We start from the raw sequence: 16,851 nt of genomic DNA, 5'->3' as shown, positions 1-16,851 counted from the left end.
CCCCCCCCCCCGCCGCACCTTTCGGCCAGCAGGCACCCGCTCCCTACGGCCAGCCCGCGCCCGCCCCGTACGGTCAGCAGCCCCCCGGCTCCATGCCCCCGGGCGCCCCGCAGGGTGTGCCCCAGGGCGTGCCGGCCACGGGCGCGGGTCTTCAGGCGGCCCTCCAGCCGTACAAGGAGACCGCGACCGGGCAGCGCTGGACCCCGCAGAACCAGCAGCTCATGCGGGTCGACCTGACCATGGGCGGAGCCGGGGTCCTGGCCCGCCAGGGCAGCATGGTGATGTATCAGGGCAAGGTGGACTTCGGCTACAAGAGCGCCGGATTCGTCGGCCGCGCCGTGGGCAACGCCACCGGCCAGGAGATGCAGCTGATGCGCTGTACCGGCCGCGGCCAGGTCTTCCTCGCCGAGGAGGGCTCGCACCTGCACCCGATCGAGCTGCAGGGCGACGGCATCTGTGTCTCCGCCGAGAACGTCCTCGCCTTCGACGAGTCCCTCCAGTACGAGGTGCGCAGGGTCGAGGGCCACGGCATCCCCGGCGGCGCGCTGTTCACCATGCTGTTCCAGGGCACCGGCACCGTGGTCGTGAAGACCCACGGCACCCCGGTCGTCCTGCCGGTCACGCCCACCACGTTCGCCGACTGCAACGCGGTCGTCGCCTGGTCGGCCGCCTCCCAGGTGATCGTCTCCAGCCAGGTCCGGCTGCGCCGCAACGCGTACCCGGGACACAGCGGCGAGACCGTGAACCTCCAGTTCCGGGGAGCCCCCGGCAACTTCATCGTCGTCCAGCCCTACGAGGTCTGAGGGAGCCCGTCATGAACCAGCAACTCGCGGGCTTCGCCCCGACCCCCGTCACGGCCCGGATGGAGAACCACGGCAGGACCATGCTCAAGGTCGCCATGGCCTCCGGGCAGGACCTCTACGCACGCACCGGCTCGATGGTCGCGTACGAGGGCTTCATCCAGTACGAGCCCAACCCACCCGCCGCCCGGCAGATCGCCTCCCAGTGGATCACCGGCGAGGGCGCACCCGTCATGAAGTGCTCCGGCGACGGGCTGCTCTACCTCGCCGACTACGGCGCCGACGTGGTCGTCATCAACCTCAACAACGACTCCATCTCCGTCAACGGCACCAACCTCCTCGCCTTCGACGCCCACCTCACCTGGGGCGTCGAGAAGGTCAAGGGGCTCGCCAAGTTCGCCGGACAGGGCCTGTGGAACGTCGTCGTCCAGGGCACCGGATGGGTCGCCATCACCTCCCGGGGCACCCCGATCGTCGTCGACTGCGGACGCGGCGAGGACGAGACGTACGTCGACCCGGACGCGCTCGTCGCCTGGTCCCCGAACCTCAAGGTGAAGGGCAAGCGCAGCTTCAAGGCGGGCTCGCTGATCGGACGGGGCAGCGGCGAGGCGTACCAGATGGCCTTCTCCGGCCAGGGCATCGTCGTCGTCCAGCCGAGCGAGGACAGCACGGACCGCCTGCGGATCCGGAACTGACGGGGAGGGAGAACACATCATGCAGAGTCCGCTTTTCAGCTACACCGAGCAGCAGACCCAGGACCGGTACGCGATCCAGAACCCGCAGCTCCTGCGGGTCTCGCTGACCGGCCACGACGACATCCTCGCCCGCAAGGGCGCGATGGTCGCCTACCAGGGTCTGATGGACTTCGACGGGGAATACCAGTCGCGGAGCCAGCGCAACGCCCGCGCACGCACCGGCGAGGGCCTCGACCTGATGCGCGTGTCCGGCCAGGGCACCGTCTACCTCGCCAATCTCGCGCAGTACATCCACGTCGTGGACGTCGACCGTGAGGGGATGACCGTGGACAGCTCCTACGTCCTCGCGCTCGACTCCTCGCTGCACACCGAGGTCATCGCGGTCGACAGCCAGTACGGCATCTCCGGCAGCGGCAAGTACCAGCTCAACATCTCCGGCTCGGGCAAGGTCGCCCTCATGACCTCGGGCCAGCCGCTGATGATGCAGGTCACGCCCGAGAAGTACGTCAACGTCGACGCGGACGCGATCGTCGCCTGGTCCAGCTCCCTGCGGGTGCAGATGCAGGCCCAGACGCACTCCTCCGGCGTCTTCAGGCGTCGTGGCAACACGGGGGAGGGCTGGGAGCTGAGCTTCCTCGGCCAGGGCTTCGCCCTGGTCCAGCCGAGCGAGGTCATGCCTCCGCAGAACGCCCAGATCGGGCAGGGCGCCCGCGCCCAGTTCGGCATGGGGCAGCAGGGCTCCCACGGCCAGAACCAGAACAACGCCTGGAACTGACCGGCACCGGGGCGTGACCGGCGGAACACAGCGGTAAGGGGCGGCCTCCCGGAGGCCGCCCCTTACGCATGTCGCCTGCGGTCCGCCGCTACAGCCGGGCCCGCGCCGCTTCCAGCAACCGGACGACCGAGGCGTCGGCCACGCCGGGCACGTCCTCGTAGCCGAACCAGCGCAGTTCCAGGGACTCCTCGCTGATCCGCTCCGCAGCCCCGGCCGGGGCCAGCGCGGCGTACTGCACATCGAGGTGCCAGTTACAGGGGGACGGAATCGGGTGCCGGTCCAGCCGGACCGGTCCGCCGGACAGCAGGGTGAGCCCCGCGATGCCGGACTCCTCCGTCGCCTCCCGGAGCGCCGCCGCCTCCAGGCCGGCGTCCTGCGGTTCGCAGTGGCCGCCCATCTGGAGCCACATCCGGAGCTTCCGGTGCAGGGTCAGCAGAACCTTGCCCCGCTCCGGATCGATCACCAGCGCGCTGGCCGTCAGATGCCCGGCCCCGCACGCCTTCCACATGCCGTCGTCGTGGCGTGCCAGATGGTCCAGGTAGGCCTGACGCAGCTCCGCCTGATCACTGTGCGTGTCCTCGGGGGCGTACCCCTTCAGTACGAGCGTGGCGTCGTCGTGCAGGGTCACTGGTCGGGGCCGCCCTTGCCGTCTTCCTTGCCCTCATCGCTTTCGGAGGGCTTCTGCGGGCCCTTCGCCGCCTCGCCGAGCATCTTGTCCAGCTCGGAGAAGTCGGCCTGCTCGTGGTGGACGAAGCCGTCCGGGTCGTCCAGGTCGCGGGCGGTCGGCAGCATGTCCGGGTGGGCCCAGAGCGCGTCCCGGCCCTCCAGGCCCCGGGCGTCGGTGAGCGAGGCCCACAGGCGCGAGGCGTCCCGCAGCCGGCGCGGGCGCAGCTGGAGACCGATGAGCGTGGCGAACGTCTGCTCGGCCGGCCCACCGGAGGCGCGGCGCCTGCGCATCGTCTCGCGCAGCGCGTCGGACGAGGTCAGCCGGGACTTCGCGGCCTCGTGGACCACCGCGTCCACCCAGCCCTCCACCAGCGCTAGAGCCGTCTCCAGACGGGCCAGGGACGCCTTCTGCTCGGGCGTGTCCTCCGGCTGGAACATGCCCTGCTGAAGCGCGTCCTGCAGCTGCTCCGGCTGCGAGGGGTCGAACTGGCCGACGACGTCCTCCAGCTTGCTGGTGTCGACCTTGATGCCGCGCGCATACGCCTCGACGGCACCGAACAGATGCGACCGCAGCCACGGCACATGGGCGAAGAGCCGCTGGTGAGCGGCCTCGCGCAGGGCCAGATACAGCCGGACCTCGTCCTGCGGGACGCTGAGGTCCTTGCCGAACCGCTCCACGTTCAGCGGGAGGAGCGCGGCCTTGCCCGCAGGACCGAGCGGCAGCCCGATGTCGGTGGAACCGACCACCTCACCGGCCAGCGTGCCCACGGCCTGCCCGATCTGCTGGCCGAACATGGCGCCGCCCATCGACCGCATCATGCCGATCAGCGGGCCCGCCATGGCCTGCATCTCCTCGGGCAGCACGTCGCCCATCGCCAGGCCCACGCGCTCGGCCACCGGGTCGACGAGCTGCTGCCAGGCCGGCAGCGTGGCCTCGACCCACTCGGCGCGGCTCCACGCCACGGTGGAGACCGAACCGGACGGCATCGACGTCACACCGTCCAGCCAGAGGTCCGCCAGCCGCAGCGCCTCGTCGACCGCCGTCCGCTCGGACGAGCCGACGCTGGCGTCCTTCGTGCCGTCCGGGGTGCCCTGCGACACCGTCTGGCGGGCGATCTGCTTGGCCATGTCCCAGTTCACGGGACCGCCCTCGTAGCTCAGCATCTGGCCGAGCTGCTGGAAGGCCGCGCCGAGATCGTTCGGATTCATCGAGCCGAACATTGCGGCGAACGGGTTGTCCCCGCCCGCCCCCGGCCCGAAACCGAACGGGTTTCCCATCCCGCCCGCGCTCTGCCCACCTTCGGTGGGGTCCTTCTTCTTGCCCTCGTCGCCGTTCTCCGGCTCCTCCGGCGGAAGGCCGAATCCGAATGGGGTGTCACTCACGGGTTTCCTCGGCTCGTAGGGCCGCCGGCTCGAACCGACGGCGACTGCCCGACATCACCATCCAGCGTAGACACCACGCCCGCTTCGGGCCTCAGTGCTCCGCCGACTCCCGGCCTGCGGCAGGATGGACGCCACCTGGTACGTACGCGTCATTCGGGTACGTACTGAAGACAACCGCTGGAGACGCCCGGTGAGTTCCCCAGATCCGCAGGTTCGCGCAGCGCGAAACCTGACCGACCCCTCGCCCGAGAGCACGCCCGAGGAGAAACGCCCCAGGCCCCCCAGAGGCCGGGGCCCCGTCGTCGCGGTCACCGGCGCCGCCACCGGCATCGGCGAACTGCTGACCGCCCACCTCGCCGCATCCGACGCGATCAAGCAGGTCATCGCGATCGACGAGCGGCGCGGTGAGGTCTCCGAGGCGACCTGGCACATCCTGGACGTACGGGACCCCGCGATCGCCGAGAAGCTGCGCGGCGCGGACGTCGTCGTGCATCTGGCCCTCGACCTCGACCTGGAGACCGACCCCGCCGCCCGCACCGCGTACAACGTACGCGGCACCCAGACCGTGCTCACCGCCGCGGCCGCCGTCGGGGTCCACCGGGTCGTCCTGTGCACCTCGGCGATGGTCTACGGGGCGCTCGCCGACAACGACGTGCCGCTCTCCGAGGACGCGGAGCTGCGCGCCACCGCCGAGGCCACCGGTGTCGGCGACCTCCTGGAGATCGAGCGGCTCGGCCGCCGGGCCCCGCGCGCCCACCCCGGGCTCAACGTCACCGTCGTACGCCCCACCGTCCTGGTCGGCGGCACCGACACCGCCCTGACCCGCTACTTCGAGTCCCCGCGTCTCCTGGTCGTCGCCGGATCACGTCCCACCTGGCAGTTCTGCCACGTCGAGGACCTGGTGACGGCGCTGGAGTACGCCGCCCTGGAGAAGATCGACGGTGAGTTCGCCGTCGGCTGCGACGGCTGGCTGGAGCAGGAGGAGGTCGAGGAGCTCAGCGGCGTACGCCGGATGGAGCTGCCCTCCGCCGTCGCGCTCGGGGCCGCCGCCCGGCTGCACCGGATCGGCCTCACCCCGTCCCCGGCGGGCGACCTGGCGTACACGATGCACCCCTGGGTGGTCAGCGTCAGCCGGCTGCACGACGCGGGATGGCGGCCGAAGTGGACGAACGAGGAGGTGCTCGGCGCCCTCCTCGAAGAGGTCGAGGGCCGTCACACGCTCGCCGGACGCCGTCTCGGCCGCAAGGACGCCACCGCCGCCGGAGCCGCCGGAGCCACGGTCGCCCTGCTCGGCGCCGCCGCCGTGGTCCGCCGCGCCCGCAAGGCCCGCCGCCGCATCTGACCCACCGCGCCCGCGGGCCCCTGTAGGAGGCTCCAAAGCGGCCGGCCGGCCGCCGGTAGAACAGGCAATTCCGGGATGTCGGAGCCGTACGGCACGATGGGAGCATGGCACCCACCCACGACCACCCCGGCGAGTACGCGGCGGCCGACCCCGTCCGGCTGCTGGCGATCCGGGACACCCCGCTCTCCGTCGACGAGGTCTTCCGTGCCGTCGGCGACGACGCGGCGGGCGGCATCGCGCTCTTCGTCGGCACCGTGCGCAACCACGACGCGGGACAGGACGTCGGCGCGCTCGGCTACTCCTGCCACCCCTCGGCCGAGGACGAGCTGCGCCGAGTGGCGGAGAAGGTCGTCGCCGACTTTCCGGTCCGTGCCCTGGCGGCCGTCCACCGAGTGGGTGAACTGGAGGTGGGTGACCTGGCCGTCGTCGTCGCGGTCGCCTGCCCACACCGCGCCGAGGCCTTCGAGGCCTGCCGCAAGCTCATCGACGACCTCAAGCACGAGGTTCCGATCTGGAAGCACCAGCGTTTCTCGGACGGCACGGAGGAGTGGGTCGGAGCCTGCTGAGCGCAAACCGTACCGGGGCGCATCAGCCCCGATTTGCGTAACCGCACCCCCGCCATGAGCGTTGGTCTTCCGGATCGTTAATCTGCTGATCGGGCATCCGGTCGCTCATGGGGTAGGGAGGTCGTGATGGCGGCACTCGCTTGGCTGTTGATTCCACTTATCGCTGCTGTCGGTGGTGCGATATGGGCGAGTTGGGCAGCCCGCAATCGCACGACCGGCGATGTCACCGAACTCGCCGGCTACGCCAGGTTCCGTGACGCGATGGAGAAATCGCACTCCGGTTCCGAGGCTCTCTGAGACCGACGCACGCCGCGTGACCGCCTTCCGCCGCGTTTCCGGTCGCCCCGTACGGACCGGCCCCGGCGGTGCACTGACAGGCCCTTCCCGTACTGTCGTTCCATGCCACGCCGCACCGCGACGATGCTCGCCTCCACTCTCGTCCTCATCGCGCTGCTCTGCGCGGGTGTGCTGATCAAAGTCCCGTATTCGGAGATGTCTCCCGGACCGACGGTCAACACGCTCGGCGAGGCGCGTGGCGAGCCCGTCCTGCAGATCTCCGGTCGCAAGACGTACCCGGCGTCCGGCCATCTCAACATGACGACCGTCCGCGTCACCGGGGCGGACTACCGGATGAACATCTTCGAGGCCGTCTACGGCTGGCTCGCCCACGACAACGTCGTGGTGCCGCACGACACGCTCTACCCGGACGGCAAGACCGAGGAGGAGTCCACCCAGGAGAACGCCGAGGAGTTCAGCCAGTCCCAGGAGAGCGCCAAGGTGGCCGCCCTGAAGGAACTGGACATCCCGGTGTCCACGCAGGTCGTGGTCTCCACGGTGGTCAAGGGCAGCCCCTCCGAGGGCAAGCTGCACGCGGGCGACGTGATCAAGGCCGTCGACGGCACGGCGGTCAAGCAGCCCGACGACGTCGCGAAGCTCGTCACCGAACACCGCCCCGGCGAGAACGTCACCTTCACCATCGTCCCGGCGGCGGACGCCGCCGCGGCCGAGAAGGCGGGCCGCGAGCCCGAGGGCGGCAAGAAGATCACGATCAAGACCGTGAAGGCCCCGCCCGCGGAGGGTGACGGCGCGGAGGGCGGCAAGGACCGGGCGATCGTCGGGATCAGGGCCGGGACGGACCACACGTTCCCGTTCGAGATCGACATCAAGCTCGCGGACGTCGGCGGGCCGAGCGCCGGGCTGATGTTCTCCCTCGGCATCATCGACAAGCTCACCCCGGGCGATCTGACCGGCGGCGAGTTCGTCGCGGGCACCGGCACCATCGACGACGCGGGGACCGTCGGACCGATCGGCGGCATCACCATGAAGCTGGTCGGCGCCCGCGACGCCGGCGCCCGCTACTTCCTCACGCCCGACGACAACTGCACCTCGGCCGCCGCCGACACACCGGACGGGCTCACCCTCGTACGGGTCAAGACCATCGAGGACGCCACGAAGTCGCTGGAGCAGATCAAGGCGGGGAAGACCGCCGGCCTGCCGAGCTGCTCGACCGGCTGACGACCGCGCGGCCCGGCCGGCGTACGGGTCCGGCCGACGGATGCGCTGCCCGGGACCGTACGACGGCCCCGGGCAGCGGCCGGATCAGGAATCGAACGTCGCCGCGAGCGCCTCGGCGAGGCCCGGCACCAGACCGGCGCCGGTCAGCACCTCGGTCGGGGAGTCCTTCTCCCGCAGCCGTACGGCGGACTCGCGCGCCCCGTCCCGCAGGACGGCCACGGTCATCCGCACCTCCTGGCGGTCGGGATGCTTGGCCACCCACGCGGTCAACTGCTGGTCGCTGAGCTTCTCCGGTACGGACGCCTCGGCGGACGGCGGCAGCATCAGCCGCTCCACCGTCATGGCGCAGCCGACCACCGCGTCGGGCCAGGCGATCGTGGCGAGGAACTCGTCGAGCGCGGTGCCCGGCGGCAGCTCGTCCTGCTCGATCGGGGTGAGCGCGGCGACGGAGGAATCGGGGTTCTCCAGGCCCAGCTGAGCGGCGAGGCCGGGCTCCTGGGTCCGCAGCCGGTCGGTGTCGACCAGGGCGAACAGCCGGGCGGGCTGGTCCCAGCCGAGGTTGGAGGCATAGGCGTCGATTTCGAGGACGGCGACGGTCAGTGGACTCGCGGCCATCGGGGGTCCTGCGGGGGAAACGTTGGGCATGGGCAATATCCTGCCTCCTTCCGCCCCGGGAACGGGAACTAGGTAAAGCCTCAGTAAGTTGCATAGGTGGGCTCTAGGATCGCTGGGCCTGTTCACACGACCGCGAACTTCGAGGTGCGCACGTTGGCTTTCCAGATGCCGGACCGCGGCGGAGGCCCGACCGGGCCACGGATCAGAGTCGGCCGCCCGTCCCGGCGCGCCCGTACCCTGCTCATGACTTTGGGTGTCCTGGCGGTTCTCGCCATGGCCTTCGTCATGTTCGCGGGGTTCTGGACGGACTGGCTCTGGTACAGGTCGGTCGCGTATTCATCCGTCTTCACCACCACCCTGTGGACCAAGATCGGGCTGTTCCTCGTCTTCGGACTGCTGATGGCGCTCGCCATCGGCGTGAACATCTGGCTCGCGCACCGGCTCCGGCCGCCGCTGAGCGCGATGTCGCTGGAGCAGCAGAGCCTGGACCGCTACCGCATGAGCATCGCCCCCTACAAGAAGTGGGTGCTGCTCGCCGTCACGGCGCTCGTCGGACTGATCGCCGGAGCCTCCGCCTCCGGCCAGTGGCGCACGTGGCTGATGTATGTCAACGGCGTGGCGTTCGGGCAGAAGGACCCCCAGTTCCAGCTGGACGTCTCCTTCTACGCCTTCGACCTGCCGTGGTACCGCTTCATGCTGGGCTTCGGCTTCGCCGCGACCGTGCTCTCGCTGATCGCCGCGGCGCTGACCCACTATCTGTACGGCGGGCTGCGCATCACCAGCCCCGGCGCCCGGGCCACCGGGGCGGCCACCGGCCACCTCTCGGTCCTCCTCGGCATCTTCGTCTCCCTGAAGGCCGTGGCGTACTGGCTCGACCGGTACGGACTGGCCGTGAAGTCCAGTGACTTCAAGGCCACCGACAACTGGACGGGCCTGCGGTACGTCGACGCCAACGCCTATCTCCCGGCGAAGACCATCCTGTTCTGCATCGCCGCGATCTGCGCCGTGCTGTTCTTCGCGACGCTGTGGCGCCGCACCTGGCAGCTCCCGGTCATCGGCTTCGGCCTGATGGTGCTCTCGGCGATCCTGATCGGCGGGCTCTACCCGGCGATCGTGCAGAAGTTCCAGGTCCAGCCGAACGAGCAGGCCAAGGAAGCACCGTTCATCCAGAAGAACATCAATGCCACACGCGACGCGTACGACATCGATGACGCCAAGGTGGACGACTACGACGGTCAGGCGACCACGGAGGACGACACCAAGCTGCGGGCCGCGGCCAACACCGCCGCCAGCTACCGCGTGATGGACCCGAACGTCGTCTCCCCGGCCTTCCAGCAGCTCCAGCAGCGGAGGAACTACTACCAGTTCCCGCGGACGCTCGACGTCGACCGCTACAAGGACAAGGACGGCAAGGAGCAGGACACGATCATCGGTCTGCGTGAGCTGAACATCCAGGGCCTGCCCAAGCGGAACTGGATCAACGACCACTTCACGTACACCCACGGCTACGGCGCCATCGCGGCCAGCGGCACCACCACCGGCACCAACCCGACGGGGTCCCCGGACTTCACCGAGTCGGGCCTGCCCTCCACCGGTGAGTTCGGGAAGTACGAGCAGCGGATCTACTACGGCGAGAAGACCGAGCAGTACTCCATCGTCGGCGGGCCCCAGAAGGAGCTCGACTACGAGGAGGACGGCGAGAAGACCACCAGCTACGAGGGCGACAGCGGGGTCAGTCTCTCCAACTCCTTCAACCGTGCCGCGTACGCGGTCGCCTTCAGCGAGCCGCAGATCATGTATTCGGGAGCCATCGGCGACGGCTCGCGGATCCTGTACAACCGCACGCCCAAGGAGCGCGTCGAGGCGGTCGCCCCGTGGCTGACCATCGACGGCGACGCCTACCCGGCGGTCGTCGACGGCCGGATCAAGTGGATCGTCGACGCGTACACCACGACCAACGGCTATCCGTACGCGTCCCGGACGACGCTCGGCGACACCACGGCCGACTCGCTGACCACCAACCAGCGCGCGGTCGTCGCCCAGCAGAACCAGGTCAACTACATCCGCAACTCGGTGAAGGCCACCGTCGACGCGTACGACGGCAAGGTCAAGCTCTACGAGTGGGACACCAAGGACCCGGTCCTCAAGACCTGGCGCAAGGCGTTCCCGGGCACGGTCGAGCCGCGCGGTGACATCCCGCAGGAGCTCATGGACCACCTGCGGTATCCGCAGGACCTCTTCAAGGTCCAGCGCGAGCTGCTGACCCGCTACCACGTCGAGGACCCCGCGCAGTTCTACAGCGGCTCCGACGCGTGGCAGGTGCCGGACGACCCGACGAACAAGGAGCCGGGCTCCGTTCCGCCGTACTACCTGAGCATGAAGATGCCGGGCCAGGACGCGCAGCAGTTCTCGCTGACCACCACGTTCACGCCGAGAGGGCGCCCCAACCTGGGGGCCTTCATGGCGGTGAACGCGGACGCGGCCAGCAAGGACTACGGCACCATGCGGCTCCTGCGGGTCACGTCCACGGTGAAGGGCCCGGGCCAGGTCCAGAGTGAGCTCAACGGCAACGACGACGTCGCCGAGTTCGTGAGGAACCTCAAGGGCACCGACTCGGACATCGAGTACGGAAACCTGCTGACGGTTCCGCTGGAGGGCGGCTTCCTGTACATCGAGCCGGTCTACACGCGCGGTGGCAACCAGAACTACCCGCTGCTGCGCAAGGTGGCCGCCTCGTACGGTTCGAAGATCGTCTTCGAGAACAGTCTCGGTGAGGCGCTCAACGCGGTCTTCGGCGTCGAGGACGACGGGTCCACGACGCCACCGGACACGGAGGAGCCACCGGGCGAGACCGATGAGCCCCCGGCCACCGGCGACGCCGCGCTCAAGAAGGCCATCGCGGACGCCCAGAAGGCGTACTCCGACGGCGAGAAGGCGCTGCAGGAGCAGGACTGGCCGGCGTACGGCAAGGCCCAGGAGGCTCTCCAGGACGCCCTGGAACGAGCTGCCGCCGCGCAGCCCAAGGCGGGCAGCGAGGGGGACAAGGCCGACAGCGCAGAGAAGCCGGAGGGCGCGGCGAAGCCGGAAGGCGACGCCAAGCCGGAAGGCGATGCGAAGCCGGAGAGTTCGGCCGAGCAGGCCTCCGACCAGGGCAGCTGAGCAAAGCCCACCCCGCGTCGTGGTACGGTTTAACCACAACGACGCGGGGTGGAGCAGCTCGGTAGCTCGCTGGGCTCATAACCCAGAGGTCGCAGGTTCAAATCCTGTCCCCGCTACTGAAAGACGAAGGCCCGGATTCCCTTGGGATCCGGGCCTTCGTCGTGTCCGTTGTGTGTGCGGGCCGTGTCGGTCCCGGGCTGGGGGCGTGAAGTGCGGTTCGCTGGGCAGCAGTTGCCTCCAGGCGTGTTTGACTTGTCTCCCTGTGGGCATGTCGACAAAACGCTGTAGTGACCTCACTGGCCGCGATATACCAGGTGTACGCGGGTTACAGGTGGTGCGACGATGGTATTTATGGGGGACAGGGCAACTCTGTTGGAGACAGGGCGGTTTGTGCAGCAGCGCGGCCAAGATGCGGAAAGCGCGGTAGACGCGGCTTTCGCCGCTGCCATCGCCGGGGCGGGCGCACCGGTCCAGCGGACCGGTGCCACCGACGCGAGCGCTGCCGTCGCCGCCCCGTCCGATGAGGACACCACGGACGCGGTCGACGCCGCGGACAGCGCCGAGAGCGAGGCGCGCCACCGCCGTGCCGCCGACGCGGGGGACACCGCGTCCATGAGCGTCCTGGGTGCGCTGCTGCTGCGCCGCGGGGAGCTGGACGGCGCCGAGCGGTATCTGCGCGCCGCCACCGCCGACGGGGACCGCGCCGCCGCGAACAACCTGGGCGTCCTGCTGCACCAGCGCGGCTACCCGGACGAGGCCGCCGGCTGGTGGCGCATCGCCGCCGTGGCCGGTTCCGCCGCCGCCGCCCACGCGCTCGGTCGGCACTTCCGCGAGCGCGGCGACGAGCCCGGCGCGGAGTACTGGCTGCGCCAGTCCGCCGAGCAGGGCCACGCCCTGGGCGCCTACGCGCTGGCCGACCTCCTGGAGCACCGCAGCGACGTCGGCGCCGAGCGCTGGCTGCGCGCCGCCGCCGAACAGGGGCACCGCGAGGCCGCCTACCGGCTCGCCCGCGCCCTGGAGCGGAAGGCCGTCGAGGACCCGCACGACGCCTTCGGCCTGGGCCGGAGCGCCGCTTCCGGCGGTACCGGAACGGGCCTCGACCTCCCCGGTGCCACGCCCGCGCCCGCACGGAACGCCCGGGCAGCAGCCCCCGCAGGAGACAAGGGCGCGACCGACGGCGACAGCCCCGTGGCGGGCCCCGCCGTCGGCCGGGTCGGCGAGGCCGAGCAGTGGTACCGCCAGGCGGCCGCCCGGGGCCACCGCCGCGCCGCCCTGCACCTCGGCGCGATCCTGGAGCAGCGCGGCGAGCTCAAGGAGGCCGGCCGCTGGTACCTCACCTCCGCCAAGGACGGCGAGCCCCGCGCCGCCTGCGCCCTGGGCTTCCTGCTGCGCGACGCGGGCGACGAGGAGAGCGCCGCCGTGTGGTGGCTGCGCGCCGCCCAGGACGGCGACGGCAACGCCGCCAACGCGCTCGGCGCCCTGCACGCCGCACGCGGTGAGCAGCAGACCGCCGAGCGCTGGTACCGGGCCGCCATGGACGCCGGGGACGTCAACGGGGCGTACAACCTCGGGCTGCTCTGCGCCGCCCAGGACCGCACCCCGCAGGCCGAGCAGTGGTACCGCCGGGCCGCGTACGCCGGACACCGGGAGGCCGCCAACGCGCTGGCCGTGCTCCTCCTTCAGGCGGGCGACCACGCCGGGGCCGAGCCCTGGTTCTCCAAGGCCGCCGAGGCGGGCAGCGTCGACGCGGCCTTCAACCTCGGCATCCTGCACGCCGGGCGCGACGAGGACCGTACGGCCCTGGGCTGGTACGAGCGCGCCGCGGCGGCCGGGCACACCGACGCCGCGCTCCAGGTCGCCATGGCGCTGCTGCGGGACGGTGACGACCAGGAGGCCGAGCGGCACCTGCGCTGCGCCGCGGGCGGCGGCAGCGCGGAGGCCGCGTTCCGGCTGGCCGGGGTGCTGGACGCGCGCCAGCCGCCGCCGGGCCCGCCCGCGCTGGGCGAGCCGATGCCGGAGAAGACCGAGTGCGAGGAGTGGTACGAGCGGGCCGCACAGCAGGGCCACCGCCGCGCCCAGGTTCGGGTCGGCATGCTCGCGGCCGCCCGCGGGGACGTGGAGAACGCCGCCCACTGGTACCGGGAGGCCGCCGAGGCGGGCAGTCGCAACGGGGCCTTCAACCTCGGGCTGCTGCTGGCCCGCGAGGGCAGCGAGCGCGAGGCCGCCCTGTGGTGGACCCGCGCGGCCGGCGCCGGACACGGCCGGGCCGCACTGCGCCTGGCGCTTCTCGCCGCCCGCCGGGGTGAGCTGACCGAGGGACAGCGCTGGTGCGCTCGGGCCGTGGAGCTGGGCCCGGCCGAGGTGGCCGAGCGGGCTGCGCGGCTGCGGGAGGCGCTGCACCAGGAGCTGACCGCGTGACGCGGTGACCGCCCGGCGCCGGGGCCCCGGCCTCGTGGGGCCGCGTGAACGAATTTGCGCTGCCCGACCCGCTGACGTAATGTTGCATTCACCGACGCGGGGTGGAGCAGCTCGGTAGCTCGCTGGGCTCATAACCCAGAGGTCGCAGGTTCAAATCCTGTCCCCGCTACTGAAGACGAGGGCCCGGATCTCATCGAGATCCGGGCCCTCGTCATGTCCGGACACGAAAGGAGCCGGTGTCCGCCTGTGGCTACAGGCGGACACCGGCTCATGCAGCGGTGGGCTCAGGCGGTGGCGGCGCAGTTCGGGCAGATGCCGCGGTACGTCACCTCGACGCCGGAGACCATGAAGCCGTAGCGCTCGTCCGTCGGCAGGTCCGCCAGCGGGTTGCCCGCCGGGTGCACGTCCCGGATCGCGCCGCACCGCGCGCACACCAGGTGGTGGTGGGGGCGGTGGGCGTTCGGGTCATAGCGCTTGGCCCGGCGGTCGGTGGAGACCTCCAGCACCTCCCCGAGGGACACCATCTCGCCGAGGGTGTTGTAGACGGTGGCGCGCGAAATCTCGGGCAGCCGGGAAACGGCCCTCGCGTGGACCTCGTCCGCCGTCAGGTGCACGTGGTCCCCGTCGAGGACCTCGGCCACGACACGCCGCTGCGCCGTCATGCGCCAGCCGCGTCCACGAAGTCGTTCCAGCAGGTCGCTCATGCAGCCCAGCCTAACAGTGGGGGGATCGAGTCCCGATCGGGTGTGACTTTGGATGCTCGCTTGACTTGGACAATGTCCATTGTAGGATCGAAAACGGTATTGGCCAAGGGACAGGGCTGTACAGGATCGACCACTGTGCAGGGATACGACGCAGGAGGCGCACGTGACGCAGGGACCGCTGACGACGGAGGCCGGCGCGCCGGTCGCCGACAACCAGAACAGTGAGACCGCCGGCCCCGGTGGTCCCGTTCTCGTGCAGGACCAGGCGCTGCTGGAGAAGCTCGCGCACTTCAACCGCGAGCGCGTCCCGGAGCGCGTCGTGCACGCCCGCGGCGCCGGCGCGTACGGCACTTTCACGCTGACCCGCGACGTCTCGCAGTGGACCCGGGCGAAGTTCCTCTCCGAGGTCGGCAAGCAGACCGAGACCTTCCTGCGCTTCTCGACCGTCGCGGGCAACCTCGGCTCCGCCGACGCCGTGCGCGACCCCCGCGGCTTCGCGCTGAAGTTCTACACCGAGGAGGGCAACTACGACCTCGTCGGCAACAACACCCCGGTGTTCTTCATCAAGGACGCCATCAAGTTCCCCGACTTCATCCACACCCAGAAGCGCGACCCGTACACCGGCTCGCAGGAGGCGGACAACGTCTGGGACTTCTGGGGTCTGTCGCCCGAGTCGACGCACCAGGTGACCTGGCTCTTCGGCGACCGCGGCATCCCGGCCACGCTGCGCCACATGAACGGGTACGGCTCGCACACCTACCAGTGGAACAACGAGGCGGGCGAGGTCTTCTGGGTCAAGTACCACTTCAAGACCGACCAGGGCATCAAGAACCTCACCCAGTCCGAGGCCAACAAGCTCGCCGGTGAGGACCCCGACAGCCACCAGCGCGATCTGCGCGAGGCGATCGAGCGCGGCGACTTCCCGTCCTGGACGGTGCAGGTCCAGATCATGCCCGCGGCGGACGCGGCGACGTACCGCTTCAACCCGTTCGACCTCACCAAGGTGTGGCCGCACGCGGACTACCCGCCGATCGAGATCGGCAAGCTGGAGCTCAACCGCAATCCGGAGAACGTCTTCGCCGAGGTCGAGCAGTCGATCTTCAGCCCCGCGCACTTCGTGCCGGGCATCGGCCCGTCCCCGGACAAGATGCTCCAGGGCCGCCTCTTCGCGTACGGCGACGCCCACCGCTACCGCGTCGGCATCAACGCCGACCACCTGCCGGTGAACCGCCCGCACGCCACCGAGGCGCGGACCAACAGCCGGGACGGCTTCCTCTACGACGGCCGCCACAAGGGCGCCAAGAACTACGAGCCCAACAGCTTCGGCGGCCCCGCCCAGACCGACCGGCCGCTGTGGCAGCCGCTCCCGGTCACCGGCGCCACCGGCAGCACCGAGGCCCCCGGCCATGCCGAGGACAACGACTTCGTGCAGGCGGGCGACCTCTACCGGCTCTTCTCCGAGGACGAGAAGGTCCGGCTGGTCGAGAACCTCGCCGGGTTCATCGCCAAGGTCTCGCGCGACGACATCGCCGAGCGGGCGATCGACAACTTCCGCCAGGCGGACGGCGACTTCGGCAAGCGGCTGGAAGCCGCGGTCCAGGCCCTTCGCGGCTGACCGGACGCTTGTCGTCGACGGTGGGCCGGATCCCCTCGCGGGGGTCCGGCCCACCGGTCGTTCCGGCCCCCTGCAGGCGTCAGCCGGCCGCCGCTGCGGGCGTACGGCGGCGGGCGGGGGCCCAGCAGCGGATGATGTCGCGCACCGACACGATGCCCACCGGGCCGTCGCCGTCCAGCACGATCAGGTGCCGGAACCCTCCGTGCGTCATGGCTTCCGCGGCCTCCTCCAGGGTCCAGGCCGGGGCGGCGAACACCACGTCGGTGGTGGTGTGGGCGGACGCGGTCTCCCGGTCGGGGTCCATCCCCGATCCGATCGCGTCGAGGATGTCGCGCTCGGTGATGATACCGAGCCCGCAGGTGTCCGGGTCGTGGACGACAGCTGCCCCGATACGGCGGGCCGACATCAGCCGGGCCGCCTGGCGGAGCGTGTGGGTGGGGCCGATGGTGAGGACCACCGTGCTCATGGCGTCACGGACGAGCATGAATCGAGCCACCTCCTCGGTGAGCCGACTCTGTGAGTCGATTCACAAGTTCACAAGTGGGGGGACTCTCAGAGTTGCACCCTTGGGGCGGGCCGACAAGGGGTGGGCGGGAGC

The 16,851-nt window shown here is 70.6% G+C and carries 14 protein-coding genes and 2 tRNA genes; 11 read left to right on the top strand and 5 right to left on the bottom strand.

What is annotated here, in order from left to right; translation table 11 throughout:
• The 3 genes from D3105_RS23715 to D3105_RS23705 form a co-directional block, all read left to right on the top strand.
• The coding region (locus tag D3105_RS23715) for an AIM24 family protein (protein ID WP_206272866.1) at positions 1-803 on the top strand (803 nt) is incomplete at its 5' end.
• 11 nt (positions 804-814) lie between these two features.
• Entirely contained in the window at positions 815-1,495 is a 681-nt protein-coding gene (locus tag D3105_RS23710; RefSeq protein ID WP_118905074.1) for an AIM24 family protein, read from the top strand.
• A 19-nt stretch (positions 1,496-1,514) separates the two neighbouring features.
• The gene (locus D3105_RS23705; protein ID WP_032783442.1) at positions 1,515-2,270 is read left to right on the top strand and encodes an AIM24 family protein; all 756 of its coding nucleotides are present in this window, start codon (positions 1,515-1,517) and stop codon (positions 2,268-2,270) included.
• Positions 2,271-2,358: 88 nt separating this feature from the next.
• Here D3105_RS23705 and D3105_RS23700 read toward each other — a convergent pair whose 3' ends face one another.
• Both D3105_RS23700 and D3105_RS23695 read right to left on the bottom strand, forming a co-directional pair.
• The gene (locus tag D3105_RS23700) at positions 2,359-2,898 is read right to left on the bottom strand and encodes an NUDIX hydrolase (protein WP_118905073.1); all 540 of its coding nucleotides are present in this window, start codon (positions 2,896-2,898) and stop codon (positions 2,359-2,361) included.
• Positions 2,895-4,319, bottom strand: a complete 1,425-nt coding sequence (locus tag D3105_RS23695; protein WP_118905072.1) for a zinc-dependent metalloprotease — start codon at positions 4,317-4,319, stop codon at positions 2,895-2,897. The genes D3105_RS23700 and D3105_RS23695 overlap by 4 nt, the downstream gene beginning before the upstream one ends.
• Before the next feature lie 190 nt (positions 4,320-4,509).
• Here D3105_RS23695 and D3105_RS23690 point away from each other — a divergent pair, with 190 nt between their 5' ends.
• The 3 genes from D3105_RS23690 (at position 4,510) to D3105_RS23680 (ending at position 7,742) form a co-directional block, all read left to right on the top strand.
• A complete protein-coding gene (locus D3105_RS23690; RefSeq protein ID WP_118905071.1) occupies positions 4,510-5,661 on the top strand; it encodes an SDR family oxidoreductase in 1,152 nt (383 codons plus the stop codon).
• Positions 5,662-5,765: 104 nt separating this feature from the next.
• The gene (locus tag D3105_RS23685; protein WP_030810604.1) at positions 5,766-6,227 is read left to right on the top strand and encodes a molybdenum cofactor biosynthesis protein MoaE; all 462 of its coding nucleotides are present in this window, start codon (positions 5,766-5,768) and stop codon (positions 6,225-6,227) included.
• 399 nt (positions 6,228-6,626) lie between these two features.
• The gene (locus D3105_RS23680) at positions 6,627-7,742 is read left to right on the top strand and encodes a YlbL family protein (protein WP_118905070.1); all 1,116 of its coding nucleotides are present in this window, start codon (positions 6,627-6,629) and stop codon (positions 7,740-7,742) included.
• 84 nt (positions 7,743-7,826) lie between these two features.
• On the opposite strand, the gene D3105_RS23675 is transcribed toward D3105_RS23680, so the two are convergent.
• The gene (locus D3105_RS23675; RefSeq protein ID WP_240647000.1) at positions 7,827-8,387 is read right to left on the bottom strand and encodes a PPA1309 family protein; all 561 of its coding nucleotides are present in this window, start codon (positions 8,385-8,387) and stop codon (positions 7,827-7,829) included.
• A 135-nt stretch (positions 8,388-8,522) separates the two neighbouring features.
• Between D3105_RS23675 and D3105_RS23670 the strand changes: the two genes are divergently transcribed.
• The 4 genes from D3105_RS23670 (at position 8,523) to D3105_RS23655 (ending at position 14,103) form a co-directional block, all read left to right on the top strand.
• A complete protein-coding gene (locus D3105_RS23670; RefSeq protein WP_118905068.1) occupies positions 8,523-11,516 on the top strand; it encodes a UPF0182 family protein in 2,994 nt (997 codons plus the stop codon).
• A gap of 42 nt (positions 11,517-11,558) precedes the next feature.
• Positions 11,559-11,632, top strand: a tRNA-Met gene (locus D3105_RS23665).
• Between the two features lie 226 nt (positions 11,633-11,858).
• Positions 11,859-13,934, top strand: coding sequence for a tetratricopeptide repeat protein (locus D3105_RS23660; RefSeq protein WP_118905067.1), 2,076 nt, complete (start codon positions 11,859-11,861; stop codon positions 13,932-13,934).
• 95 nt (positions 13,935-14,029) lie between these two features.
• A tRNA-Met gene (locus tag D3105_RS23655) sits at positions 14,030-14,103 on the top strand.
• A gap of 115 nt (positions 14,104-14,218) precedes the next feature.
• Here D3105_RS23655 and D3105_RS23650 read toward each other — a convergent pair.
• The gene (locus tag D3105_RS23650) at positions 14,219-14,638 is read right to left on the bottom strand and encodes a Fur family transcriptional regulator (protein WP_097971186.1); all 420 of its coding nucleotides are present in this window, start codon (positions 14,636-14,638) and stop codon (positions 14,219-14,221) included.
• 163 nt (positions 14,639-14,801) lie between these two features.
• Between D3105_RS23650 and D3105_RS23645 the strand changes: the two genes are divergently transcribed.
• A complete protein-coding gene (locus D3105_RS23645; protein WP_118905066.1) occupies positions 14,802-16,253 on the top strand; it encodes a catalase in 1,452 nt (483 codons plus the stop codon).
• Between the two features lie 79 nt (positions 16,254-16,332).
• On the opposite strand, the gene D3105_RS23640 is transcribed toward D3105_RS23645, so the two are convergent.
• Positions 16,333-16,737, bottom strand: a complete 405-nt coding sequence (locus D3105_RS23640) for a CBS domain-containing protein (RefSeq protein ID WP_118905065.1) — start codon at positions 16,735-16,737, stop codon at positions 16,333-16,335.
• Between the last annotated feature and the right edge of the window lie 114 nt (positions 16,738-16,851).

Origin of the sequence: Streptomyces globisporus, from assembly GCF_003501885.1 — a bacterium.
Classification (GTDB): Bacteria; Actinomycetota; Actinomycetes; order Streptomycetales; family Streptomycetaceae; genus Streptomyces; species Streptomyces globisporus_D.
This window is presented reverse-complemented; position numbering and strand designations above follow the sequence as displayed.